Origin of the sequence: Stenotrophomonas ginsengisoli, from assembly GCF_001431485.1 — a bacterium.
GTDB lineage: Bacteria > Pseudomonadota > Gammaproteobacteria > Xanthomonadales > Xanthomonadaceae > Stenotrophomonas > Stenotrophomonas ginsengisoli.
In genome coordinates this window covers 63,866-86,374 of sequence record NZ_LDJM01000011.1, presented here as the reverse complement: position 1 = coordinate 86,374, position 22,509 = coordinate 63,866, and the positions used below count along the sequence as shown (strand labels likewise).

Sequence of the window (22,509 nt, the reverse complement as noted above, 5' to 3'; positions counted from 1 at the left end):
CCAGCCGGCCACGGCTCGTGGCTCATGCAGACAGCCGCCAGTCAGCCCGCAATACGCGCAGGCGCACCGCCGCCCAGGCGGCAGCACGCCGTGCGCCGGAGACAACTCAGGATTTCTTGAGCGGGCGCTGCCAACCGTCAATGGTGGTCTGGCGCGCACGCGCAACCGTCAGCTTGCCTTCGGCGGCCGGCCTGGAGATCACCGAGCCGGCACCGATGGTGGCGCCGTCGCCAATGCACACCGGTGCCACCAGCGAGGAATTGGAGCCGACAAAGGCGTTGTCGCCGATCTGGGTGATCGACTTGTTGACCCCGTCATAGTTGCAGGTGATGGTGCCGGCGCCGATATTGCTCTTGCTGCCGATACGGGCATCGCCCAGGTAGGTCAGGTGGTTGGCCTTGCTGCCCTGCCCCATCACCGTGTTCTTGGTTTCCACGAAATTGCCGATATGCACGCCATCGGCCAGCACCGTGCCCTGGCGCAGGCGGGCGAACGGGCCGATCTGCACCGCCCCTTCGGTCACCGCACCTTCCAGGTCGCAGTGCGCACGCACGATGGTGCCGGCGGCCAGGCGTACATCCTTGAGGCGGCAGAACGGGCCGACCTGGACACCATCACCCAGCTCGACCTCACCTTCAAACACCACGTTGACATCCACCTGGACGTCACGACCCACGCGCACCGTGCCACGGATGTCGACACGGGCCGGATCCAGCACCCGCGCGCCATCCACACACAGCTGGCGCACCGCACGCAGCTGGAACGCGCGCTCGAGCTGGCTCAGCTGCCACGGGTCATTGGCGCCTTCGGTTTCCTGGGCATCGTCCACCAGCACCAGCTCGGCCGGCGCATATTCGGCGGCAGCGGCGGCGAACACGTCGGTCAGGTAGTACTCGCCCTGGGCATTGCGGTTGGACAAGCCCCCCAGCCAGCGGCGCAGGTCGGCGGCATCGGCCGCAATGATGCCGGTGTTGACGGTGCGGATCTGACGCTGTGCATCGTCGGCATCCTTCTGCTCGACGATGGCGGCCACCTTGCCCTCGGCGCTGCGCACGATGCGGCCGTAACCGGACGGATCATTGAGCTCGGCGGCCAGCACCGCCAGCGTGCCATCGGCCGCCAACAATGCCTGCAGGGTCTGGGTACGGATCAGCGGCACATCGCCATACAGCACCAGCACACGGGCATCATCAGGCACCTGCGGCATGGCCTGGGCCACCGCATGGCCAGTCCCCAGACGCTCTCTCTGTTCGCTCCAGCGCAAATCAGTCTGCCCGGCAAATGCCGCCCGCACCTGCTCGCCACCGTGGCCATACACCACATGGATCGCCGCCGGAGCCAGACCGCGGGCTGCGGTGATGGCATGGCCAAGCATCGGCACCCCGGCCACCGGCTGCAGCACCTTGGGCAGCGAGGACTTCATGCGCTTGCCCTCGCCGGCGGCGAGGATGATCACGTGCAACGATGGGCTCATGGGACTTTACGGACAGGTTGGCAAGCAGCCATTCTACCCCCTGCCCGCAAGCGCATGCGGGCACGTACGGAGCACACAGTGAACCTTCCCCGCCAACTGCTGGCCTATACCGGCATCGGTGCCCTGCAGTGGCTGATCGATACCGCGGTGATGATCGGCAGCAGCCACCTGGGGCTGCAGGTCGGCCTGGCCACGGTGGCCGGGCGGCTCAGCGGCGCCGCCATCGGCTACGCGCTCAATGGCCGTTACACCTTTGCCCACGGCGCGGGCGGACACCGCCTGCACCGCACCAGCCTGCGCCGCTTCATTACCTTCTGGCTGCTGGCCACGGTCCTCAGTGCGCTGCTGCTGGAGGGCATAGACCACTACCTGGGCCTGCATGCCAGCTGGCTGTGCAAGCCACTGGTGGACATCGGCTTTGCCGCTGCCGGCTTCATTGCCGCGCGGCACTGGATCTACCGCGACCATCATCCGCGCTGAAGCCGGCACTCAGCCCTGCCCGGCCTGCGGGCGAAAGCGCCAGGCCATCAGCGCCAGCACCACGCAGCCGGCGATCATGATCGCCCAGGCCAGCTCCAGACCGGCATCACCGCTGCGCAGCAAGCCGGCAATCAACGGCATCACGCTGGACAGCATGTAGCCGCCGCCCTGGACAAAACCGAGCAGGGCGCCGGCATGCTGCGGCGAGCGGGCGTGATCCAGGGTGATGATCAGCGACAGCGGGAACAATGCACCGATGCCCAACGAGAGCAGCGCGGTGATCGGCACCACCCCGCTCAGCGGCATCAGCAACAGGCCCAGCAAGGCCAGCGCAATCAAGGCCAGGACGAGCAACAACAGCGGGCGACGGTCCGGGAAACGGCCAATGAACAGCGATACCAGCAGGCCGGCGCAGACCTCGCCGACACTGATCCCGGCCAGCAGCAGCCCGCTCTGGGTCGCGCTCCAGCCCAGCTGCATGTAATACGGTGCCAACCAGGCCAGCACCAGGGTGTAGGCACCGGTACCGATACCGAAGAACAACATCAGCAACCAGGCGCGGGCACTGCGCCAGACCGACACTGGGTCAGCCGCGTGCACCACAGCCGAGACGCTTGCCTGGCGGGGTTGGCACTGCCACCACCACAACAGTGCGGCAGCCATTGCCGGCAGCGCCCACAGGGCCTGTGCCGCCGACCAACCCAGGTGTTCGGCCACACTGGGAGTCAAGGCCGCCGCAAACGCGGCACCGCCCATGATGCCGGTCGAGTACAGGCCCATCAGCATGCCGGCGCGGTTGCCGAACTGGTCCTTGATCACGCTGGGCATCAAGGCCTGGACCAGGGCGATGCCCAGCCCGCTCAGTACCGCGGTGGCAATCAGGCTGCCGGCGCTGGGCCACAGCCAGCGCCCCACACATGCCGCGGCGATCACCAGTGCACCCAGGCTGATGCCCCAGCGTCCACCCAGCCAGCGCTGCAACGGGCCGGCCAGCAGGGCGCACAGGCCCATCACGAAGATCGGCAGGGTCGTCATCAGGCCGGCTTGCTGGTCGCTCAGCCCGGTACTGGCCTGGATGGTCTCCAGCAAGGGACCGGTTGCCGCCAGGATCGGGCGCAGGTTCAGCGCGATCACCACAATGGCCAGCAGGCCCAGCCACGGCAGTGGCTGGGAGGAAGTACGCTCGGAAGACATTCAACAATCCCTTGGAAACAACGGCCGCATGGCTGCGGGCAGCAGGTTGCATGGCAACGCGCAGGCCCAACCGACAGCAGGCCGTGACAGCGTCACAGTGTGGCCGATGGCGGCTGTACCGCCCTTGTGTCGAGCGCGCCAGCGATGGCGGCAACAGTGGCCCAGGCCCTGGCAACCATGACAGCGGGCAATCGCAGCACAATCTGCAGTCCGCACAAGGAACAACAAAAAACGCCGGCTTGCGCCGGCGTTTTCGTCAGCCACCTGCCAGCACGATCAGTGCTTGAGGTTGCGGCGCAGACGCTCCAGCGCCTGCAGCTGTGCAGTGACTTCGGCCAGCTTCTGCTGTGCTTCGGCCAGGTCCATGGCTTCGCCACGGCCAGCCAGCACGCGCTCGGCTTCTTCCTTGGCCTTGCGCACAGCGGCTTCATCGATGTCGCCGGCACGGATGGCGGTGTCAGCCAGCACGGTCACGACCTGCGGCTGCACTTCCAGAATGCCGCCGGAGATGGCGAAATCCAGCTGTTCACCGGATTCGGTGGTCACCACCACCTTGCCCGGCTTCAGACGGGTGATCAGCGGGGCATGCTTGGGCGCGATGCCCAGTTCGCCCAGTTCGCCGGTGGCCACCACCAGGGTCGCCTGACCACTGAAGATTTCCTGCTCGGCACTGACGATGTCGCAACGGATCGTGCTCATGAAACTCTCTTCGCCTGATTGGGTGGGCCTGCGCCCACCGCAGGATCCCGTGGGGGTGGGCTTGCGCCCACCCTACGGTGCTCTTAGGCCTTTTCAGCCATCTTCTTGGCCTTTTCGACCGCTTCTTCGATGCCACCGACCATGTAGAAGGCCTGTTCCGGCAGGTGATCGTACTCACCGGCCAGGATGCCCTTGAAGCCACGGATGGTGTCCTTCAGCGAGACGTACTTGCCCGGCGAGCCGGTGAACACTTCTGCCACGTGGAACGGCTGGGAGAAGAAGCGCTCGATCTTGCGGGCGCGCGACACGGCCTGCTTGTCTTCTTCGGACAGTTCGTCCATGCCCAGGATGGCGATGATGTCCTTCAGCTCCTTGTACTTCTGCAAGGTGGCCTGGACGCCGCGGGCGGTGTCGTAGTGTTCGTTGCCGATCACCAGCGGATCCAGCTGGCGCGAGGTCGAGTCGAGCGGATCGACGGCCGGGTAGATACCCAGCGAGGCGATGTTGCGCGACAGCACGACGGTGGCGTCCAGGTGGGCGAAGGTGGTCGCCGGCGACGGGTCGGTCAAGTCATCGGCCGGCACGTAAACGGCCTGGATCGAGGTGATCGAACCGGTCTTGGTCGAGGTGATGCGTTCCTGCAGAACGCCCATTTCCTCGGCCAGGGTCGGCTGGTAACCCACGGCCGACGGCATACGGCCCAACAGCGCGGACACTTCGGTACCGGCCAGGGTGTAGCGGTAGATGTTGTCAACGAACAGCAGAACGTCCTTGCCCTTGCCGTTGGCGTCCTTCTCGTCACGGAAGTACTCGGCCATGGTCAGGCCGGTCAGTGCAACGCGCAGACGGTTGCCCGGCGGCTCGTTCATCTGGCCGTACACCATCGCCACCTTGTCAAGGACGTTGGAGTCCTTCATTTCGTGGTAGAAGTCGTTGCCCTCACGGGTACGCTCACCCACGCCGGCGAACACGGACAGACCCGAGTGTGCCTTGGCGATGTTGTTGATCAGTTCCATCATGTTGACGGTCTTGCCCACGCCGGCGCCGCCGAACAGGCCGACCTTGCCGCCCTTGGCGAACGGGCACATCAGGTCGATGACCTTGATGCCGGTTTCCAGCAGTTCGTTGGCCGAAGACTGGTCTTCGTACGACGGGGCAGCGCGGTGGATTTCCCACGAAGCAGCCTGGTCAACCGGGCCGGCTTCGTCGATCGGGTTGCCCAGCACGTCCATGATGCGACCCAGGGTGCCCGGACCGACCGGCACCGAGATGGCGCGGTTGGTGTTCACGGCAACCAGGCCACGCTTCAGGCCGTCGGTGGAGCCCAGCGCAATGGCGCGGACGATGCCGTCGCCCAGCTGCTGCTGAACTTCCAGGGTGATGGCGGTGTTTTCCACCTTCAGTGCGTCGTACACCTTCGGCACGTCGCTGCGCGGGAATTCGACGTCGACGACGGCGCCGATGATCTGAACGATCTTGCCCTGACTCATTGCTGCATCCTCTAAATGTGTGCGTGTGACTGCGCGCGGCGGGTTAAACCGCAGCCGCGCCGCCGACGATTTCGGAAATTTCCTGGGTGATCGCTGCCTGACGGGCCTTGTTGTAGACCAGCTGCAGGCTGCCAATCAGCTTGTTGGCGTTGTCGCTCGCTGACTTCATCGCCACCATGCGTGCTGCATGCTCGGAGGCCACGTTTTCCAGCACTGCCTGGTAAACCAACGACTCGATGTAACGCGTGATCACGTGCTCCAGCACGGTCGCAGCATCGGGTTCGTACAGGTAGTCCCAATCGTGCTCGGCAACCTTGGTGTCAGCAGCGGCCAACGGCAGCAGCTGATCGAAGGTGGCCTTCTGGACCATCGTGTTGACGAAGTTGTTGTAGACCAGGTACACGCGGTCGACCTTGCCTTCGGTGAAGGCGTCGAGCATGACCTTGATCACGCCGATCAGCGTTTCCAGCTTCGGCTGATCACCGATGTTGGTCACGCTGGCTGCCATGTTGACGTTGACACGACGGAAGAAGACGCTCGCCTTCGTACCGATGGTCACCACGTCAATCTCGGCACCCTTGTCCTGCCATTCCTTCATTTCCGCAACGGTCTTGCGGAACAGGTTGTTGTTCAAGCCGCCGGCCAGACCGCGATCGGAAGAGATCACGATGTAACCCACGCGCTTGACCTGCTCACGCTCCACCAGGAACGGATGCTGGTAATCGGTACTGGCCTGGGCCAGGTGACCGACAACCTGCTTCATCGCCTGCGCGTACGGACGCGAGGTCTTCATCCGATCCTGCGCCTTGCGGATCTTGGAGGCCGAGACCATTTCGAGTGCGCGCGTCACCTTGCGGGTGTTCTGCACACTCTTGATCTTGGTTTTGATTTCGCGTCCGCCTGCCATTTGTCGCTCGCTTTGCTAACTGGGTGTGGGGCTGGCCAGCTCTGGCCAGCCCTTCCGGGAAGTGCTGGTGCGATTACCAGCTGCCGGTGGTCTTGAACTCGGCAATGCCCTTCTTGAAGGCAGCCTCGATCTCGTCGTTCCAGCCACCGGTGGCGTTGACCTTGCTGACCAGCTCGCCCTGGGTGTTGGCGAAGTGGGCGTGCAGGCCGGCTTCGAAAGCCAGCACCTTGCTCACCGGCACGTCGTCCAGGAAGCCTTCGTTGACAGCATAGATGGACAGCGCCTGGTCGGCGATGGACATCGGTGCGTACTGCTTCTGCTTCATCAGCTCGGTGACGCGCTGGCCGCGCTCCAGCTGCTTGCGGGTCGCTTCGTCCAGGTCCGAGGCGAACTGCGCGAACGCAGCCAGCTCACGGTACTGGGCCAGCGAGATACGGATGCCGCCGGACAGCTTCTTGATGATCTTGGTCTGGGCCGAGCCACCAACGCGCGACACCGAGATACCGGCGTTCACGGCCGGGCGGATGCCGGCGTTGAACAGGTCGGTTTCCAGGAAGATCTGGCCGTCGGTGATCGAGATCACGTTGGTCGGAACGAAGGCGGAGACGTCGCCGGCCTGGGTTTCGATGATCGGCAAAGCGGTCAGCGAGCCGGTCTGGCCCTTCACTTCACCGTTGGTGAACTTCTCCACGTACTCTTCCGAGACGCGGGCTGCACGTTCCAGCAGACGGGAGTGCAGGTAGAACACGTCACCCGGGTAGGCTTCACGGCCCGGCGGGCGCTTGAGCAGCAGCGAGATCTGGCGGTAGGCAACAGCCTGCTTGGACAGATCGTCGTACACGATCAGGGCGTCCTGACCGCGGTCCATGAAGTACTCACCCATGGTGCAGCCGGCGTAGGCGCTGATGTACTGCATGGCAGCCGATTCAGAAGCGGTCGCAGCCACCACCACGGTGTGGGCCAGGGCGCCGTTTTCTTCCAGCTTGCGCACGATGTTGGAGATGGTCGAAGCCTTCTGACCGATCGCCACGTACACGCACTTGATGCCGGTGCTCTTCTGGTTGATCACCGCATCGATGGCCATCGCGGTCTTGCCGGTCTGACGGTCACCGATGATCAGCTCGCGCTGGCCGCGGCCGATCGGAATCATGGAGTCGACCGACTTGTAACCGGTCTGCACCGGCTGGTCGACCGACTTGCGCCAGATCACGCCCGGAGCAACGCGCTCGACAGGAGCGGTCAGCGAGGTGCCCAGCGGGCCCTTGCCGTCGATCGGCTCGCCCAGGGCGTTGACGACGCGACCCAGCATTTCCGGACCCACCGGAACTTCCAGGATGCGACCGGTGGTCTTGGCCACGTCGCCTTCGCGCAGGTGCTGGTACTCACCCAAAACCACGGCGCCGACCGAGTCGCGCTCCAGGTTCAGAGCCAGTGCGAAGGTGTTGTTCGGCAGTTCGATCATTTCGCCCTGCATCACGTCAGCCAGGCCGTAGATGCGCACGATGCCGTCGGACACCGAGGTAACGGTGCCTTCGTTGCGCGATTCTGCGGACAGGGCGACCTTCTCGATGCGGTTCTTGATCAGTTCGCTGATTTCGGAGGGGTTGAGCGTGGTAGCCATCGTCAAGTCCTAGTGCCGGCGATCAGGCCGGACGTTCAAATGAATTCAGTGGGCGAGCGCAGTCTGCAGGCGCGACAGCTTGCCCTTCAGGGAGCCATCAATCACCACTTCGCCAGCATCGATGACGGCACCGCCGATCAACGACGCATCAACTGCGGTGGTGATCTCGACCTCGCGGCCGAAGCGCTTGCGCAGGGAGGCAGCAAGCTTTTCGATCTCGTCGGCCGACAGTTCGGCAGCCGAGGTCACACGCGCCTTGACTACCTTCTCTTCTTCAGCGCGCAGCGCTTCGAACAGCCCGGAGATTTCCGGCAGGGTCGACAGGCGACGGGCGTCAGCCAGCAGTTCCAGGAAGCGGCCGAACTCGGCGGCAGCCGAATCGGGCATCAACAGGGAAACTGCTTCAGCACGCCCCAGGTTGGGGTTGCCCAGCAGGGCGGCCACGCCCGGGTCATTGGCGACTCGGGCGGAGAAGGCCAACGCGTCGGACCACGACGCGAAGGAGCCTGCCTCACGGGCGATCGCAAACGCGGCGCGGGCGTACGGACGGGCAAGCGTGAGGGCCTGGCTCATCGTTTAAATCTCCGAAGCCAGTTCGTCGAGCAGCGCCTTGTGGGCGTTGGCATCGATTTCCTTACGCAGCAACTTCTCGGCACCGGCCACGGCCAGGGTCGAAACCTGGGTACGCAGCGCTTCACGTGCACGGTTGGCGGACGCGTCGATTTCAGCCAGGGCCAGCTCCTTTTGACGGGTAGCTTCGGCAATGGCGTCGTTCTTGGCCGACTCGATGATCTGGTTGGCACGCACGTTGGCCTGATCGATGATCTCGTTGGCCTTGGTGCGGGCTTCCTTCAGTGCTTCATTGACCTTGTCTTCGGCATCAGCCAACGCCTTGCGGCTGTTGTCGGCGGCGGCCAGGCCTTCAGCGATCTTCTGCTGACGCTCTTCGATCGCATTCAACAACGGCGGCCAAATCATCGTGGCGATGATCCAGATCAGGCCCGCGAAGGCCAGAGCCTGTGCAAACAGGGTGAAATTGATATTCATGGGTTCGCTCAATCGCTGGTTCAAGGTGGGCGCGCCGCGCAAAGCGGCGCGTCCGGGCCTTCATCCGCGACCGGACACCTGTAAACAGGCGTCCGGCCGTCTCACTTCAACCGGCTATCAGCCAGCCAGCTTGGCGGCTTCGGCCAGCAGGGCAGCGGACAGCGGGTTGGCGAAGGCCAGCAGCAGGCCGACAGCGACCGAGATAATGAACGCGGCGTCGATCAGGCCGGCGGTGATGAACATGCGGACCTGCAGGACCGGGATCAGTTCCGGCTGGCGAGCGGCCGACTCCAGGAACTTACCAGCCATGATGGCCAGACCCAGACCGGCGCCCAGCGCGGCCAGGCCGATCATGATGCCAACGGCAAGGGCGGTGGAGCTCTGAATCTGGGCGAGATTGGTCAGGACGGCGAAGTACATGGTTTTCTCCAGGAACTTAATTAACTAAAGGATGATGAAACGGATGAAGGTGAAACTGATTGCAGCGGTGAAACGTTAGTGGCTGTCTTCGGACAGGCTCAGATACACGATGGTCAGCATCATGAAAATGAAAGCCTGCAACGGGATCACCAGCAGGTGGAACAGCATCCAGCCAAGGCCGAATGCACCGCCGGCGATGGCGCCGAACAGACCAGCACCGCCCAGCACCCAGATCAGCAGGAAGACGATTTCGCCGCCGAACATGTTGCCGAACAGTCGCATCGCCAACGAAACCGGCTTGGACAGCCATTCGACGATGTTCAAAATCAGGTTGAACGGCAGCATCCACTTGCCGAACGGGGCAGTCAGGAACTCATGGACCAGACCGCCGATGCCCTTGGACTTGAGGGCGAAGAAAATCATCAGGAAGAACACGCTGATCGACATGCCCAGGGTGGCATTGACGTCGGCGGTCGGCACCGGCTTCCAGTAATGGACGCCGACCCAGCCCAGCGGAATGGCGAAGAAGTCTGCCGGAATCATCTTCAGCAGGTTCATCAGCAGGATCCAGAAGAAGATGGTGATCGCGATCGGCGTCACCAGCTTGCTCTTGCCGTGATAGGTGTCCTTGGCCTGCTTGTCGACAAACTCCAGGCAGATTTCAACAAATGCCTGCCACTTGCCCGGCACGCCGGCAGTCGCCTTGCGGGTTGCCATCCAGAAGGCAAACACCATGATCAAGCCCATGACCACGGCGGTCAGGAAGGTATCAACGTGCAGCGTCCAGAAACCACCGCCCTCACCGACCGGAGCGGTCAGATTCTGCAAGTGATGCTGGATGTACGTGGTTGGAGTTAGAGCCTCGCCCGCCATGTGTCCGGAACCTTATTAGTGTGCGATCAACGTCTGGCCAGAGCCAGAACCTGGAACATCATCCCGACAGCAATGCCAGCCAGCAGCGCCATCGGGGGAAAACGGAACTGGATGATGCCAATGGCCAGAACGCCGATCACCAGAACCCATTTCAACGCCATGGCCGCCACCAGCCGGCCTACAGCCGAGGCTGCAGCCTGCGCACCGCCGTTCAGGGCGATACGTGCGGCAAGCCAGCCCCCGGCCACCACTGCCAGACCGGAAGCCAACACCGCAACGGCGTGGAGCTTGCTGATCAGCAGGAATATCAAGGCCAGAGCAACAATTGCAGCCAGCGGGTAAACCGCCGCACGCAACATCAGCCGCCGACCCGCATCAACGGAGTTCAGCATGTCAATCCAGCCAGGTATCAAGGGAGGGGGCCAGGTAGGAAGCAACGCCCTACCCGTCGAGCCGCGAGAGTATAGCAAGTCGGCATTTTGTCAGACAACCGCCACGTATGCACCACCAAATACAGGCAAGCACTTGAATAAAAAGAGTTTTTGCCAATAAAGCTAGACAAGATAGGGCAAAAATCAGGCAAATTAAGCCTGTCCGGGGCCTGTTTGCGCGCCCTGCCTTCACATTGCCTGCGCCTTTGCTGCCACAAGGTAGACCACCTGTTCGATAGACAGGAAGCATCGATGCGCACTACCCCGCTGAACCTGATTGCCCTGGCCCTGCTGGCCGCCACCGGTACCGTCCAGGCCGCCGACGAGGATGACCGCTTCACCCTGCGCCTGGGCGCAATCAACCTGGATGCCGACAATACCCTGCGTGGCAGTACCGTGGTCGATGGCCGGCCGCTGTCCTTCAACGAGGATTTCAGCCTCGGCGGCAAACAATGGGAGCCGCGCGTGGACGGCGTGTTCCGCATCAGTGACCGGCAACGCCTGATCTTTGATTACTTCCGTTATGGCAAGGACCGCCGTGAGACCCTGGATGAGACGGTGAGCTTTGACGATGTGGTGGTGCCGGCCGGCAGCTTCGTCAAGGCCGAGCTCAAATACCAGGTCGCCAGCCTGGTCTACGACTATGCCGTGATCGACAGCGAGCGTTTCGAGCTGGGCCTGCAGCTTGGCGCCGAATATGCCAAGGTCAGCGCCGATGGCTATGCCGACATCGGCGAGCTGTACAGCGGCCGCTTCCTCGACGAGCAGGCCGACGGCATCGCCCCGGTGGTTGGCGCCCGCCTGACCTTCCAGCCCGGCGAACGCTGGCTGGTCAACCTGCAGGGCCAGTACCTCAACACGCGCTGGGGCAACTTCGACGATTACGACGGTGACCTGTCGCGCGCCAACGCGATCGTGGAGTACCGCTTCACCGACAATTTCGGCCTGTTCGCCGGCTATGACTGGTTCCGCCTGGATGTGGACCAGTCCGGCAGCGATGGCGTGATCGGCCTGAAGCAGGAGTTCAAGGGCCCGGTGGCCGGTATCACCCTGGCCTTCTGACAACCGCCCTACCCGGCCAATTGATAGTCAAAAACTATTGATTGACCGGTTCATTTTCGATTGGATTGAAAACACCGATCGGCGCAGAGTAGCCCTTTCCGCTTTCACTGCCTTGATCCCATGCGCAAGACCCTCAGCTTTGCCTGCCTGCACTTCACCGTCGCCTTCGTGGTCGGGTGGGCCCTGAGTGGTGACTGGCGCATCGGCGGCGCCCTGGCCCTGGTCGAGCCCCTGTGCAACACCGTGGTGTTCTACTTCCACGAAAAATTCTGGCAGCGCCGCCAGGCCGGCCCGGATGAAACTGCGGCGCGTCGCAGCTCCATCATCTGCTGATGCCCCTTCGATCAGGCAGCCCCGATCGGGGTCGAGAGCAAAAAAAAGCCCGGCATTGCCGGGCTTTTTTGCTTACTTCTTCTTGGGCAGGTACAGATCGGTGATCGTGCCTTCGAAGATTTCCGCGGCCATCGCCACCGACTCACTCAGGGTCGGGTGGGCGTGGATGGTGTGGCCGATGTCGCCGGCTTCGGCGCCCATCTCGATGGCCAGGCCAATCTCGGCCAGCAGCTCGCCGGCATGCGGGCCGACGATGGCGCCACCGATCACCCGCTCGGTCTGCTCATCGAAGATCAGCTTGGTGAAGCCTTCGGTGCGGCCGATGCCAATGGCACGACCACTGGCCGCCCACGGGAACTTGGCCACGCCCACCTTCAAGCCCTTGGCCTTGGCCTCGGTCTCGGTGACGCCGACCCAGGCGATTTCCGGGTTGGTGTAGGCCACCGACGGGATCACCCGTGCCACCCATTCCTTCTTCTCGCCAAAGGCCACTTCGGCGGCCAGCTTGCCCTCGTGGGTGGCCTTGTGGGCCAGCATCGGGTTGCCGACGATGTCACCGATGGCAAAGATGTGCGGCACATTGGTGCGCATCTGCCGGTCCACCGGGATGAAGCCACGCTCGGTGACGTTGACCCCGGCCTTGTCGGCGGCAATCTTGCTGCCGTTGGCCGAGCGGCCCACGGCGACCAGCACGCGGTCGAAGGTGCCGCTGGCCATGGCCGGCTGCTCACCTTCATTGGCGGCCTCGAAGCTCACCGTGATGCCCTTGGCATCGGCACTGACGCCGGCCGCCTTGGTCTTCAGGTGCACGGTGATGCCCTGCTTGGCCAGACGGTCGGCCAGCGGCTTGACCAGGTCCTTGTCGGCGCCCGGCATCAGCTGGTCCATGAACTCGACCACGGTCACCTTGGCGCCCAGGGCGCTGTACACGGTGGCCATCTCCAGGCCGATGATGCCGCCGCCCACCACCAGCAGCGAACCCGGCACCTCGGCCAGCTCCAACGCATCGGTGGAATCCATCACCCGCTTGTCGTCCCACGGGAAGTTGGGCAGCTTCACCGCCTGCGAACCGGCGGCGATGATGCACTGCTCGAAACGCAGCAGCTGGCTGCTGCCATCGGCAGCGGTGATTTCCAGCTCGTTGGCCGAAGCAAAGCGGGCCACGCCATGCACGGTGCGCACCTTGCGCTGCTTGGCCATGCCGGCCAGACCCTTGGTCAACTGGCCGACGACCTTCTGCTTGTAGCCACGCAGGGTGTCGATGTTGATCGTCGGTGCGCCGTAATCGATGCCCAGCTCGCTGGCATGGGCGGCGTGGTCGATGATCTCGGCCGCATGCAGCAGGGCCTTGGACGGAATGCAGCCGACATTGAGGCAGACGCCGCCCAGGCTGTCATAGCGCTCCACCAGCACCGTATCCATCCCCAAGTCGGCCGAACGAAAGGCGGCGGTGTAACCACCCGGGCCGGCGCCCAGCACCACCATGCGGCAGCTGATGTCGGCCTGGCGCCCGCTGGGCGGCAAGGCCTTGGCCGCCACGGCCGGGTCCGGGGCGCGGTGTGACGGCGTCACCGGCGGCTTGCTGGCCGGAGCCGGAGCCGGAGCCGGAGCCGGAGCCGGAGCCGGAGCCGGAGCCGGAGCCGGAGCAGCATCGGCGCTCTCAGCGGCTTCCAGTTCCAGCACCACGTCGCCCTGGCTCAGGCTGTCGCCGAGCTTGACCCGCAGGGCCTTGACCACGCCGGCCGCCGAAGACGGCACCTCCAGGGTGGCCTTGTCCGATTCCAGGGTCACCAGGCCCTGGTCCTTGGCCACGGTGTCACCCACCGCGACCAGGATCTCGATCACCGGAACGTCGTTGTAGTCACCGATGTCCGGGACCTTGATTTCAACAGTTGCCATGCCTTTCTCCCTGCCTCAGACCTTGCCCTTGGCAACGCGTTCGTCGTACTTGTCCAGCGCTTCGCTGATCGCTTCGTAGCGCTTTTCGTGCTTCTTTTCCTTGCTGCCGGCCAGCTCTTCGAGCAGGGCGCGCTGGCCCAGCAGACGCGGCAGGGCGCCACAACTGGGGGCACGACCGCTGACGCGCTGGCCGGCAATCTGGATGGACAGCACATCCTCGTCTTCCATCAGCGGGGCCTGCGCGGCCAGGCCGGCACCATCCAATGCCCGCTGCCAACGGTCCACCAGACGCAGGGCCAGCTCGCTGGGGATCGGCGCACGTTCGATCTTCGGCTCCTGGTCCAGACGCAGCTCGACGCCGAAATGGTTGTAGTTGTTGCTGGTGTGGTAGATGCGGCGGTCAGCGCGGGCACGACTCACCCACCACTGGCCATCGGCATCGGGGGCCAGCACCAGCTGGCTTTCCTCGCCACGGCGCGGCAGCGACAACCAGGCAATGCCCTGTTCGTGCACGCCACCGAGCAGGTTGGCCGCACCTTCGCCGTAGTTGCCGGTGGCCGCCGGCCAGCCGGCGCCCATGTTCACGCTGCAGGCCAGCGCCGGCAGTGCCGGCAGGACGGTCAACAGCAGGCCGCTAGCAATCTTGGCAATGGAACTCACAGCAGCACCCGGCGCATGTCGGCCAACACAGTGGACAGGTAGGTGGTGAAGCGCGCGGCCGCGGCACCGTCGATCACCCGGTGGTCATAGCTCAGCGACAGCGGCAGGGTCAGCGCAGGCTCGAAGCTGCTGCCATTCCAGACCGGCTGCATCGAGGACTTGGACACACCCAGGATCGCCACTTCCGGCGCGTTGATGATCGGGGTGAAGGCCGTGCCACCGATGCCGCCCAGCGAGGAGATCGAGAAGCAACCGCCCTGCATGTCGGCCGGGCCGAGCTTGCCGTCGCGGGCCTTCTTGGCCAGCTCGGAGGTTTCCTGGGCAATCTGCAGCACGCCCTTCTTGTCCACGTCGCGGATCACCGGCACCACCAGCCCATTGGGGGTGTCAGCGGCAAAACCGATGTGGAAATAGTTCTTCAGCACCAGGTTCTCGCCACTGCCATCGAGGGAGGCATTGAACTGCGGGAACTGCTTCAGCGCCGCGGCACTGGCCTTGATCAGGAAGGCAAGCATGGTCAGCTTGATGCCGGCCTTCTCGTTTTCCTTGTTCAACTTCACCCGCAGGGCTTCCAGCTCGGTGATGTCGGCCTGGTCGAACTGGGTGACATGCGGAATCATGGCCCAGTTGCGGGCCAGGTTGGCACCGGAAATCTTCTGGATGCGGCTCAGCGGCTGGGTCTGCACCTCACCGAACTTGGCGAAGTCGACCTTCGGCCACGGCAGCAGGTTCAGGCCATTGCCACCGGCAGCGGCCGGGCTGCTGCCCACGCCACCGGCCAGGGCGCCCTTGACGAACTTCTGCACGTCAGCCTTGGTGATGCGCCCGCCCTTCTCGCTGCCGCTGACCTGCATCAGGTCCACGCCCAGCTCGCGGGCAAACACGCGCACTGCCGGGGTCGCATACGGCACCTTGGCCGGCAGCACGGCATCGGCATTGAAGGCCACCGGCGGGCTGCTCGGCTCACCGGCCGGCAACGCAGCGGCGGCGATCTCGCGGGCGGCCAGACGGTCCGGCTCGGCGGCCACGGCCACCGGCTCGACCACCGGATCATTGCGCACCACCGCCGGGGCCGGCGCAGCTGCAGCCGGTGCAGGAGCGGGAGCCGGCGCTGCCGGTGCAGCCGCGTCCTCGGCCACTTCGATCATCGCCACCAGCGCACCTTCAGACAGGTTGTCGCCGAGCTTGACATTGATCTCGCGCACGATGCCGGCAAAGGCCGAGGGCACTTCCAGGGTGGCCTTGTCCGATTCCAGGGTCACCAGACCCTGGTCCTTGGCCACGGTATCGCCCACGGCCACCAGCACTTCGATCACAGGAACATCGCTGTAGTCACCGATGTCCGGGACAAGTGCTTGCTTGATTTGCGCCATGGGCTACTCCAAGTACATAGATGTATTAATGAACCCCTTATTGTGGTGCCCACGCGCAGCGGTGCCAACCGTTCAAACGGGCAGGTGTGCACACTATTTATGTGCACCTGCAGCATTCAGCCGCCCGTGCCACCGCCACCCTGCCCCTCCAGGGCGGCACGCAGCGGCTGCCATTGCTGCTGCAGGCGGGACAGGGAAAAGGCCGCATTGGCCGGGCTGGTGGACGGCAGCGCCAGCCATGGCAGGTCCGGGCGCAGCTGCTGCACCGGCCCGGACAGGTGCCGCGCATACAGGGTGGCGGCGGCCTTGCCGTTGCAGGCAATCAGCTGCAACTGCGGGCAATGGGGCAGCAACCCCGGCAAATCCACCACGATCTCACTGCCACGGCGGATCGATGCATCCAGGCTGCCGGGGCGCTGGCAGGCGGCCAGCACATCCCACAAGCCCACCCCAGCGGCCAGCAAGGCCTGCACACGTTGCGGGTAAACCAGCCCGGCATCCACCCCGCACAGCGCCTGCATCAAGGGCCAGAAACGGTTGCGCGGATGGGCGTAGTACTGCCCGGCCAGCAGCGAGGCATCGCCGGGCATCGAGCCCAGCACCAGCACCCGGGTGCGTGCACAAACCTGCGCATCAAAGCCGTTGAGAACCGGCATGTCATCACACTCCTGTGACACCAATGAACCTCACTGCGCGAAAAATTGCCGAAACAGGGGCCTTCACGCCGATTGAACTGAATGAGCCGTGGTTGAACGTGAAATGTCGGCAACCGTTCATCGTGCAGCGCCAAGCATGGCCCGGTCTTGCGACAAGCCCGGCACATCGCCGGCCCCGCAAGGATGACAGCCAATGCATCCGGTACGAAGAAGGAGATCCACCATGCGCATCATTTCTGCTCTGGCATTGACCACTGCCACCCTGATTGCCGCCCCGGCCTTTGCCCAGGACAGCACCGATACCGCCTCGGGCAAGCGCTTTGCCGTGGTCGGCGGCGTGGCCCAGCTGCAGCCCAAGGGCGATGCTGGCGCCGGCGTGGGTGACATCGACGGCAGCCCGGCCCCGACCCTGAGTGCCAGCTGGTACGTCAATGACAACGTGGCCGTGGAGCTGTGGGGTGCTGCGGACAAGTTCAGCCACCGTGTCAACAGCCCGGCCGGTGCCAAGCTGGGCACGATCGAACAGCAGCCGCTGGCCCTGAGCGCCCAGTACCACTTCGGCCAGGCCGACAACACCTTCCGTCCGTTCGTCGGCGTGGGCTATTACGAGTCCAACTTCAGCAACGAGGACGTGGCCGCTGTGGATGGCCTGCACGTGGGCGTGGATACGGCCAAGGGCGCGATCGGCACCGTCGGTGTGGACATGAACATCAACCCGACCTGGTTCGTGCGGGCCGATGCGCGTTACCTGCACGCCCGCCCGGAGCTGACCGTGGCCGGCCAGCGCACCGGTGACGAGCTCAAGCTCGACCCGTGGGTGGTGGGCCTGGGCATCGGCGCACGCTTCTGATCCCTGCCGCCGCTGCACGCATAAAAAACCGGCCCCGTCAGGGGCCGGTTTTTGCTGTATCAGGCCGCGGAGAGCTTCATCAGCACCAGCCCGCTGACAATCAGTACCGCCGCGGCGATGCGCATCGGGGTCACCGGCTCGCCCAAGGCGACAATGCCCAGGATGAAGGCACCCACCGCACCAATACCGGTCCAGATCGTGTAGGCCGTGCCCAGCGGCAGCGAGCGCATGGCCATGGCCAGCAACACGAAGCTGCCGATCATGGTGACCACGGTGATCGCAGCCGGTACCGGCTTGCTGAAACCTTCGGACAGCTTCATCGAATAGGCCCACACCACTTCCAGCAGGCCAGCGAGCAACAGATAGATCCAGGCCATCAACGGGCCCTCCTTGCGATAGGCCCGGGCCGTCCCGGCAGTGAATTCCCAAGCTGGGCGGGGTCGTCCCCGTGATGCCTGCGCCATGGCAGGCAAGTGCGGCACATCCTCGCAGACGCAGGATGAATGCCCTGTCACCCAGACCTCAGCGATGCCCCTGCAGCCGCTGGTGGCGGGCCAGCTCGTAGCCCATCCAGCACACATTGCCCAGCGCGCTGCCAACCAGCAGCGCGGCCAGGCCGAGCAGGCCGGCATGGCTCATCCATCCCGTTGCCGGCCAGACGGCGCCGCCCAGCATCACCTGCAGGCTTTGCCACAGGCCCGCCCCCAGACGCAGCAGCACCACCGCCAGCAGGCCCCAGACAAACCCGCGGCTGGGAGTGACGAACACCCCGGCCGGGCCGGAGCGCACCGTGGCCGGCAGACGCGCCAGCAGGCCCAGCACGATACCGATGGCCAGCCCGCCACTGGCATGGACCAGGGCACCGGGCCACCAGTGCCCGGCAACCCAGGCCATCAGCAGCAACAACGCCGCCGATGCCAGACAGCCGGCCAGCTGCAGGCGCAATGGCCAGCGCTGCAGCCGCCGCGGCGCCACCCCGCGGCGCAGGCGCAGGTAGAAAGCCAGCGGCCACAGCGCCACCATCAGCACCAGCATCAGGGCCATGGACAGCGGCAGGGCCAGCAGCAAGGGCATGGGTCAGGGCTCAGAAGGCCGGCAGCACCGCGCCGGCGTACTTGTCCTGGATGAAGGCCTTGACCGGCTCGCTGGTCAGCGCGGCGGCCAGCTTCTGCACCCGCGCATCGTCACGGTTGTCCATGCGCGAGACCAGGAAGTTCACGTACGGGGACTCGGCAGACTCGATCGCCAGCGCATCCTCGGTCGGCTTCAGGCCGGCATCCAGGGCGTAGTTGGTATTGATCAGGGCCAGGTCGACCTGGTCCAGCACGCGCGGCAGCATCGCCGAATCCAGCTCGCGGAACTTCAGCTGCTTCGGGTTGGCGGTGATGTCGCGCTGGGTGGACAGCGCATTGGACGGATCGGCCAGGGTGATCACCCCGGCGCTGTGCAGCAGGATCAGCGCGCGCGAGTTGTTGGACGGGTCATTGGGGATGACCACATCGGCACCGGTGGGCAGCGCATCCAGCGAGGCGTACTTGCGCGAATAGGCGCCGAACGGCTCGATGTGCACGCCGGTCACGGTGACCAGGGCGGTGCCGCGGTCCTTGTTGTAGGCGTTCAGATAGGGCTCGGTCTGGAAATAGTTCACATCGACCTGGCCCTGCACCAGCTGGTCGTTGGGCTGGACGTAGTCGTTGAACACGCGCACGTCCAGGTCCACGCCCTGCCCGGCCAGGATCGGCTTGACCACTTCCAGGATCTCGGCATGCGGCACGGCGGTAGCCGCCACCACCAGCTTGTCGCCCTGGGCGGCAGGCTTGCCGCAGGCAGTCAGGGCCAGGCTTGCGGCCAGCAACGGAAGGGCCAACAACTTGATCATCGATGCATCCTGTTCAAATAGGGGGAGTCGCCGTCCAGTGTAGACGGCTTACTTGCGTGTGTAGCGCGCCACCAGCCAGTCGCCGAACATCTGCAGCAACTGCACCAGCACCAGCAGGGCCACCACGGTGACCAGGGCCACATCGGTGTGCGAGCGCTGGTAGCCATCGCGGAAGGCCAGGTCGCCCAGGCCACCGGAGCCGATCGCACCGCCCATCGCAGTGAAGCCGACCAGGGCAACCACGGTCACCGTGGCCCCGGCAATCAGGCCCGGGCGGGCTTCGGGCAACAGTACCCGGGTCACCAGTTGCCAGCGGTTGGCGCCCATGGCCAGGGCAGCCTCGACCACGCCGCGGTCGACCTCGCGCAAAGCGGTCTCCACCAGCCGCGCATAAAACGGCGCCGCCCCGATCACCAGCGGCAGGATCGCCCCGCGCACGCCCAGCGAGGTGCCCATCAGCATCAGGGTGACCGGGATCAGCACGATCATCAGGATGATGAAAGGCACCGAGCGCAGCAGGTTGACCACCAGCGCCAGCACGCCGTAAAGCCACGGCCGACGGCCCAGCTGCGGGCTGCCGAACAAAAACAGGGCCACGCCCAGCGGCAGGCCGATGGCGATGGTCAGCGGCAGCGAGCCGGCCAGCATCAGCAGGGTGTCGATGCAGGCCTGGCCGATGTCGGCCCACTTGCCGGCATCAAGGTGGCGGAAAAAGCCGTCCGCCGCGGCAATCTGTGTACTCATGTTCATGCCTGCACCTGCTGTACATCCACGCCGGCGGCGGCAAAGGCCGCCAGTGCCGCCTCGGTATCGCCGCCGGTCAGGGCGACCATCAACTGCCCATAGGGGGTATCGCGGATGCGGTCGATGCGCCCGGACAGGATGCTGTAGTCCACCCCGGTCTCGCGGGCGATGCGGCCCAGCAGCGGCTGGTAGGTATCGCTGCCGACAAAGGTCAGGCGCACCACCCGGCCACCGGCTGCGGCCAGATCGGCCAGCAGGCTGTCCTCGTCGCTGTGTTCGTATTCGCTGACAAAGCGCTTGGTGGTGGGATGCTGCGGGTGCAGGAACACATCGGCCACCGCACCGGTTTCCACCACCTTGCCGGCATCAAGCACCGCCACGCGGTCACACACGCGGCGGATCACATCCATCTCGTGGGTGATCAGCACGATGGTCAGGCCCAGCTCGCGGTTGATCCGGGCCAGCAGCGCCAGCACCGCGGCCGTGGTCTGTGGGTCCAGCGCACTGGTGGCCTCGTCACACAGCAGGATCGACGGCCGCGTGGCCAGGGCGCGGGCAATACCCACACGCTGCTTCTGCCCACCGGACAGCTGCGCCGGGTACTTGTCGGCATGTTCGGCCAGGCCGACGGTGGCCAGCAGTTCGGCCACCCGCGCATCGATCTGCGCACGCGGCTGCCCGGCCAGCTCCAGCGGGAAGGCGACATTGCCGGCCACGGTGCGGCTGGAGAGCAGGTTGAAATGCTGGAAGATCATGCCGATGCGCTGGCGCAGCGTGCGCAGGCCATCGGCATACAGGCCGGTCAGCGACTGGCCATCGACGATCAGCTCGCCACCGGTGGGCATTTCCAGGCCGTTGATCAGCCGGATCAGGGTCGATTTGCCGGCACCGGAATGGCCGATGATGCCGAACACCTCGCCGGCAGCCACGGACAGGTCCAGCGGGGCCAGAGCCTGCACGGCGCGGCCGGCAACCGGGTAAGACTTGTGAATCTGACGAAATTCGATCACGGCAGGAAGCGGTGCCATACAACGCGGGGGCATGCAGCCTACCAGCGCCGGGCCGCCAACGCTCACCTGTGGCAGGCCATGCTCATGCTTTTTGCTTATATCGGCGCATAAAGCATGGGCCAGCGAATGCTGGCCCATGTCGTTCATGCCGGGGACAACGCCGCGATCAGGCGTTCCACCACATCAGCAGGCTGTGCCACAGGCGCTTGAAGAAGCCGGCCTCTTCCACCGCAGCCACCGCCACCAGCGGTGCTTCGGCCACGACCTTGCCATCCAGGCTGACCTTCACCGAGCCGACGGCCTGGCCGGCAGCGAACGGGGCCACCAGCTCACGCGGCACGTCCATCACCGCCTTCAGTTCGTCATAGCGGCCGCGCGGCACGCTGACCAGCAACGGCGCAGCCACGCCCAGCTGCAGCTCGGCGGCCTTGCCCTTCCACACCTTCTGGGTGCTGATGGCGGTGCCCGGCTCGTACAGCTTGTGGGTTTCATGGAAACGGAAACCCCAGTTGAGCAGGGCCAGCGAGTCATCGGCACGCTGCTTTTCCGAAGCGCCGCCCAGCAGCACCACGATCAGGCGCTGGTCACCGCGCTGGGCCGAGGACAGCAGGCAGTAGCCGGCGGCCGAGGTGTGACCGGTCTTGATCCCGTCCACGCTCGGATCACGCCACAGCAGCAGGTTGCGGTTGTGCTGGCGGATGCTGCCGACGGTGAATTCCTTGATCTTGTTGTAGGCGTAGGTTTCCGGGTGGTCATTGACCAGCGCACGGCCGAGCAGGGCCAGGTCGTAGGCGCTGGCCTGGTGGCCGTCGGCGGTCAGGCCATGGGCGTTGACGAAGTGGCTGTCCTTCATGCCGATCTTGGCCGCGTAGCTGTTCATCAGCTCGGCAAAGGCTTCCTGGCTGCCGGCCACGTGTTCGGCCAGGGCGATGGCGGCATCGTTGCCGGACTGGATCGCCATGCCCTTTTCCATTTCCTCCAGCTGGGCGGTCTGGTTGACCGGGAAGCCGGAGTAGCTGCCGTCGGTACCGGCACCGCCTTCGCGCCAAGCCCGCTCGCTCATCATCACCTGGTCATCCAGGCTGATCTTGCCGGCGGCCACTTCGGCGGCGATCACGTAGGAGGTCATGACCTTGGTGATCGAAGCCGGCGGCAGTGGGGTGTGGATGTTCTCGCCGGCCAGGACCTGGCCGGTGGCATGGTCCATGACCAACCAGGCGGTGGCCGTGGTCGGTGCCGGTGCGGCGGGGATCTGTACGGCCGCCGGGGCAGCCGGTGCTGCTGCGGCAGGCCTGGGCGACGGAGTCTGGGCGAACACCAGGCCGGTGGTCAGCGCAACGGTGGCAGCAACAGCAAAGCGGAATTTCATCGGACAGCGACCCTGCGGGAGCGTGAAAGGGAGATCAA

General features: G+C 64.9%; 25 protein-coding genes. 4 read left to right on the top strand and 21 right to left on the bottom strand.

Going from position 1 to position 22,509, the window contains the following annotated elements:
• Positions 1–106 precede the first annotated feature (106 nt).
• Positions 107–1,474 (bottom strand): bifunctional UDP-N-acetylglucosamine diphosphorylase/glucosamine-1-phosphate N-acetyltransferase GlmU, encoded by a 1,368-nt coding sequence (gene glmU, locus ABB30_RS04455; protein WP_057637108.1) that lies wholly within the window; start codon positions 1,472–1,474, stop codon positions 107–109.
• Positions 1,475–1,552: 78 nt separating this feature from the next.
• On the opposite strand from glmU, the gene ABB30_RS04450 reads away from it, so the two are divergent.
• The gene (locus tag ABB30_RS04450) at positions 1,553–1,954 is read left to right on the top strand and encodes a GtrA family protein (RefSeq protein ID WP_057637107.1); all 402 of its coding nucleotides are present in this window, start codon (positions 1,553–1,555) and stop codon (positions 1,952–1,954) included.
• 9 nt (positions 1,955–1,963) lie between these two features.
• Here the strand turns inward: ABB30_RS04450 and ABB30_RS04445 are convergent, their stop codons facing one another.
• From ABB30_RS04445 to ABB30_RS04400, 10 genes are all read right to left on the bottom strand, one after another.
• On the bottom strand, positions 1,964–3,148 hold the full coding sequence (locus tag ABB30_RS04445; RefSeq protein ID WP_057637106.1) for an MFS transporter: 1,185 nt from the start codon (positions 3,146–3,148) through the stop codon (positions 1,964–1,966).
• Positions 3,149–3,424: 276 nt separating this feature from the next.
• Positions 3,425–3,847, bottom strand: a complete 423-nt coding sequence (locus tag ABB30_RS04440; protein ID WP_057637105.1) for a F0F1 ATP synthase subunit epsilon — start codon at positions 3,845–3,847, stop codon at positions 3,425–3,427.
• 83 nt (positions 3,848–3,930) lie between these two features.
• Positions 3,931–5,337: a F0F1 ATP synthase subunit beta gene (gene atpD / locus ABB30_RS04435; protein WP_057637104.1), complete on the bottom strand. Its 1,407-nt coding sequence runs from the start codon at positions 5,335–5,337 to the stop codon at positions 3,931–3,933.
• Between the two features lie 43 nt (positions 5,338–5,380).
• Positions 5,381–6,244, bottom strand: a complete 864-nt coding sequence (atpG, locus tag ABB30_RS04430; protein WP_057637103.1) for a F0F1 ATP synthase subunit gamma — start codon at positions 6,242–6,244, stop codon at positions 5,381–5,383.
• A 73-nt stretch (positions 6,245–6,317) separates the two neighbouring features.
• Positions 6,318–7,865, bottom strand: coding sequence for a F0F1 ATP synthase subunit alpha (gene atpA / locus ABB30_RS04425; RefSeq protein WP_057637102.1), 1,548 nt, complete (start codon positions 7,863–7,865; stop codon positions 6,318–6,320).
• A gap of 45 nt (positions 7,866–7,910) precedes the next feature.
• Positions 7,911–8,438 (bottom strand): F0F1 ATP synthase subunit delta, encoded by a 528-nt coding sequence (locus ABB30_RS04420; protein WP_057637101.1) that lies wholly within the window; start codon positions 8,436–8,438, stop codon positions 7,911–7,913.
• Between the two features lie 3 nt (positions 8,439–8,441).
• Positions 8,442–8,912 carry a F0F1 ATP synthase subunit B gene (locus tag ABB30_RS04415; protein ID WP_057637100.1) on the bottom strand — a complete coding sequence of 157 codons (471 nt, stop codon included), beginning with the start codon at positions 8,910–8,912 and terminating at the stop codon, positions 8,442–8,444.
• Between the two features lie 117 nt (positions 8,913–9,029).
• Positions 9,030–9,332, bottom strand: coding sequence for a F0F1 ATP synthase subunit C (gene atpE / locus ABB30_RS04410; RefSeq protein WP_057637099.1), 303 nt, complete (start codon positions 9,330–9,332; stop codon positions 9,030–9,032).
• A 75-nt stretch (positions 9,333–9,407) separates the two neighbouring features.
• Positions 9,408–10,205, bottom strand: a complete 798-nt coding sequence (gene atpB, locus ABB30_RS04405; RefSeq protein WP_057637098.1) for a F0F1 ATP synthase subunit A — start codon at positions 10,203–10,205, stop codon at positions 9,408–9,410.
• 26 nt (positions 10,206–10,231) lie between these two features.
• A complete protein-coding gene (locus ABB30_RS04400; protein WP_083489683.1) occupies positions 10,232–10,597 on the bottom strand; it encodes a hypothetical protein in 366 nt (121 codons plus the stop codon).
• A gap of 291 nt (positions 10,598–10,888) precedes the next feature.
• On the opposite strand from ABB30_RS04400, the gene ABB30_RS04395 reads away from it, so the two are divergent.
• The gene (locus ABB30_RS04395) at positions 10,889–11,698 is read left to right on the top strand and encodes a hypothetical protein (protein ID WP_152980568.1); all 810 of its coding nucleotides are present in this window, start codon (positions 10,889–10,891) and stop codon (positions 11,696–11,698) included.
• Between the two features lie 120 nt (positions 11,699–11,818).
• The gene (locus ABB30_RS04390) at positions 11,819–12,031 is read left to right on the top strand and encodes a DUF2061 domain-containing protein (RefSeq protein ID WP_057637097.1); all 213 of its coding nucleotides are present in this window, start codon (positions 11,819–11,821) and stop codon (positions 12,029–12,031) included.
• A gap of 72 nt (positions 12,032–12,103) precedes the next feature.
• Here ABB30_RS04390 and lpdA read toward each other — a convergent pair whose 3' ends face one another.
• The 4 genes from lpdA to ABB30_RS04370 all read right to left on the bottom strand — a co-directional run bounded on the left by lpdA (position 12,104) and on the right by ABB30_RS04370 (position 16,619).
• Entirely contained in the window at positions 12,104–13,930 is a 1,827-nt protein-coding gene (lpdA, locus tag ABB30_RS04385; protein ID WP_057637096.1) for a dihydrolipoyl dehydrogenase, read from the bottom strand.
• 15 nt (positions 13,931–13,945) lie between these two features.
• A complete protein-coding gene (locus tag ABB30_RS04380; protein ID WP_057637095.1) occupies positions 13,946–14,590 on the bottom strand; it encodes a hypothetical protein in 645 nt (214 codons plus the stop codon).
• Positions 14,587–15,963: a dihydrolipoyllysine-residue acetyltransferase gene (locus ABB30_RS04375; protein ID WP_057637094.1), complete on the bottom strand. Its 1,377-nt coding sequence runs from the start codon at positions 15,961–15,963 to the stop codon at positions 14,587–14,589. Before ABB30_RS04375 ends, ABB30_RS04380 begins: the two co-directional genes overlap by 4 nt.
• Before the next feature lie 116 nt (positions 15,964–16,079).
• Complete coding sequence (locus ABB30_RS04370; RefSeq protein WP_057637093.1) at positions 16,080–16,619, bottom strand: DNA-deoxyinosine glycosylase; 540 nt, start codon at positions 16,617–16,619, stop codon at positions 16,080–16,082.
• Between the two features lie 223 nt (positions 16,620–16,842).
• Between ABB30_RS04370 and ABB30_RS04365 the strand changes: the two genes are divergently transcribed.
• Positions 16,843–17,469 (top strand): OmpW/AlkL family protein, encoded by a 627-nt coding sequence (locus ABB30_RS04365; RefSeq protein ID WP_057637092.1) that lies wholly within the window; start codon positions 16,843–16,845, stop codon positions 17,467–17,469.
• Between the two features lie 59 nt (positions 17,470–17,528).
• On the opposite strand, the gene ABB30_RS04360 is transcribed toward ABB30_RS04365, so the two are convergent.
• The 6 genes from ABB30_RS04360 to ABB30_RS04335 form a co-directional block, all read right to left on the bottom strand.
• The gene (locus ABB30_RS04360; RefSeq protein ID WP_057637181.1) at positions 17,529–17,846 is read right to left on the bottom strand and encodes a DMT family transporter; all 318 of its coding nucleotides are present in this window, start codon (positions 17,844–17,846) and stop codon (positions 17,529–17,531) included.
• Positions 17,847–17,991: 145 nt separating this feature from the next.
• A complete protein-coding gene (locus tag ABB30_RS04355) occupies positions 17,992–18,543 on the bottom strand; it encodes a hypothetical protein (RefSeq protein ID WP_057637091.1) in 552 nt (183 codons plus the stop codon).
• A 10-nt stretch (positions 18,544–18,553) separates the two neighbouring features.
• Positions 18,554–19,348 (bottom strand): MetQ/NlpA family ABC transporter substrate-binding protein, encoded by a 795-nt coding sequence (locus ABB30_RS04350; RefSeq protein ID WP_057637090.1) that lies wholly within the window; start codon positions 19,346–19,348, stop codon positions 18,554–18,556.
• Between the two features lie 48 nt (positions 19,349–19,396).
• Complete coding sequence (locus ABB30_RS04345; RefSeq protein WP_057637089.1) at positions 19,397–20,092, bottom strand: methionine ABC transporter permease; 696 nt, start codon at positions 20,090–20,092, stop codon at positions 19,397–19,399.
• A gap of 2 nt (positions 20,093–20,094) precedes the next feature.
• Positions 20,095–21,120, bottom strand: a complete 1,026-nt coding sequence (locus ABB30_RS04340) for a methionine ABC transporter ATP-binding protein (protein ID WP_425477376.1) — start codon at positions 21,118–21,120, stop codon at positions 20,095–20,097.
• A gap of 148 nt (positions 21,121–21,268) precedes the next feature.
• Complete coding sequence (locus ABB30_RS04335) at positions 21,269–22,471, bottom strand: D-alanyl-D-alanine carboxypeptidase family protein (protein WP_057637088.1); 1,203 nt, start codon at positions 22,469–22,471, stop codon at positions 21,269–21,271.
• Positions 22,472–22,509: the final 38 nt, after the last annotated feature.

Bases quoted from the DNA above. Each gene is read 5' to 3' on its own strand.
- glmU (WP_057637108.1), bottom strand. From the start codon at position 1,474: ATGAGCCCATCGTTGCACGTGATCATCCTCGCCGCCGGCGAGGGCAAG.
- ABB30_RS04445 (WP_057637106.1), bottom strand. From the start codon at position 3,148: ATGTCTTCCGAGCGTACTTCCTCCCAGCCACTGCCGTGGCTGGGCCTG.
- ABB30_RS04440 (WP_057637105.1), bottom strand. From the start codon at position 3,847: ATGAGCACGATCCGTTGCGACATCGTCAGTGCCGAGCAGGAAATCTTC.
- atpD (WP_057637104.1), bottom strand. From the start codon at position 5,337: ATGAGTCAGGGCAAGATCGTTCAGATCATCGGCGCCGTCGTCGACGTC.
- atpG (WP_057637103.1), bottom strand. From the start codon at position 6,244: ATGGCAGGCGGACGCGAAATCAAAACCAAGATCAAGAGTGTGCAGAAC.
- atpA (WP_057637102.1), bottom strand. From the start codon at position 7,865: ATGGCTACCACGCTCAACCCCTCCGAAATCAGCGAACTGATCAAGAAC.
- ABB30_RS04420 (WP_057637101.1), bottom strand. From the start codon at position 8,438: ATGAGCCAGGCCCTCACGCTTGCCCGTCCGTACGCCCGCGCCGCGTTT.
- ABB30_RS04415 (WP_057637100.1), bottom strand. From the start codon at position 8,912: ATGAATATCAATTTCACCCTGTTTGCACAGGCTCTGGCCTTCGCGGGC.
- atpE (WP_057637099.1), bottom strand. From the start codon at position 9,332: ATGTACTTCGCCGTCCTGACCAATCTCGCCCAGATTCAGAGCTCCACC.
- atpB (WP_057637098.1), bottom strand. From the start codon at position 10,205: ATGGCGGGCGAGGCTCTAACTCCAACCACGTACATCCAGCATCACTTG.
- ABB30_RS04400 (WP_083489683.1), bottom strand. From the start codon at position 10,597: ATGCTGAACTCCGTTGATGCGGGTCGGCGGCTGATGTTGCGTGCGGCG.
- ABB30_RS04395 (WP_152980568.1), top strand. From the start codon at position 10,889: ATGCGCACTACCCCGCTGAACCTGATTGCCCTGGCCCTGCTGGCCGCC.
- ABB30_RS04390 (WP_057637097.1), top strand. From the start codon at position 11,819: ATGCGCAAGACCCTCAGCTTTGCCTGCCTGCACTTCACCGTCGCCTTC.
- lpdA (WP_057637096.1), bottom strand. From the start codon at position 13,930: ATGGCAACTGTTGAAATCAAGGTCCCGGACATCGGTGACTACAACGAC.
- ABB30_RS04375 (WP_057637094.1), bottom strand. From the start codon at position 15,963: ATGGCGCAAATCAAGCAAGCACTTGTCCCGGACATCGGTGACTACAGC.
- ABB30_RS04370 (WP_057637093.1), bottom strand. From the start codon at position 16,619: ATGCCGGTTCTCAACGGCTTTGATGCGCAGGTTTGTGCACGCACCCGG.
- ABB30_RS04365 (WP_057637092.1), top strand. From the start codon at position 16,843: ATGCGCATCATTTCTGCTCTGGCATTGACCACTGCCACCCTGATTGCC.
- ABB30_RS04360 (WP_057637181.1), bottom strand. From the start codon at position 17,846: ATGGCCTGGATCTATCTGTTGCTCGCTGGCCTGCTGGAAGTGGTGTGG.
- ABB30_RS04355 (WP_057637091.1), bottom strand. From the start codon at position 18,543: ATGCCCTTGCTGCTGGCCCTGCCGCTGTCCATGGCCCTGATGCTGGTG.
- ABB30_RS04350 (WP_057637090.1), bottom strand. From the start codon at position 19,348: ATGATCAAGTTGTTGGCCCTTCCGTTGCTGGCCGCAAGCCTGGCCCTG.
- ABB30_RS04345 (WP_057637089.1), bottom strand. From the start codon at position 20,092: ATGAGTACACAGATTGCCGCGGCGGACGGCTTTTTCCGCCACCTTGAT.
- ABB30_RS04340 (WP_425477376.1), bottom strand. From the start codon at position 21,120: ATGGCACCGCTTCCTGCCGTGATCGAATTTCGTCAGATTCACAAGTCT.
- ABB30_RS04335 (WP_057637088.1), bottom strand. From the start codon at position 22,471: ATGAAATTCCGCTTTGCTGTTGCTGCCACCGTTGCGCTGACCACCGGC.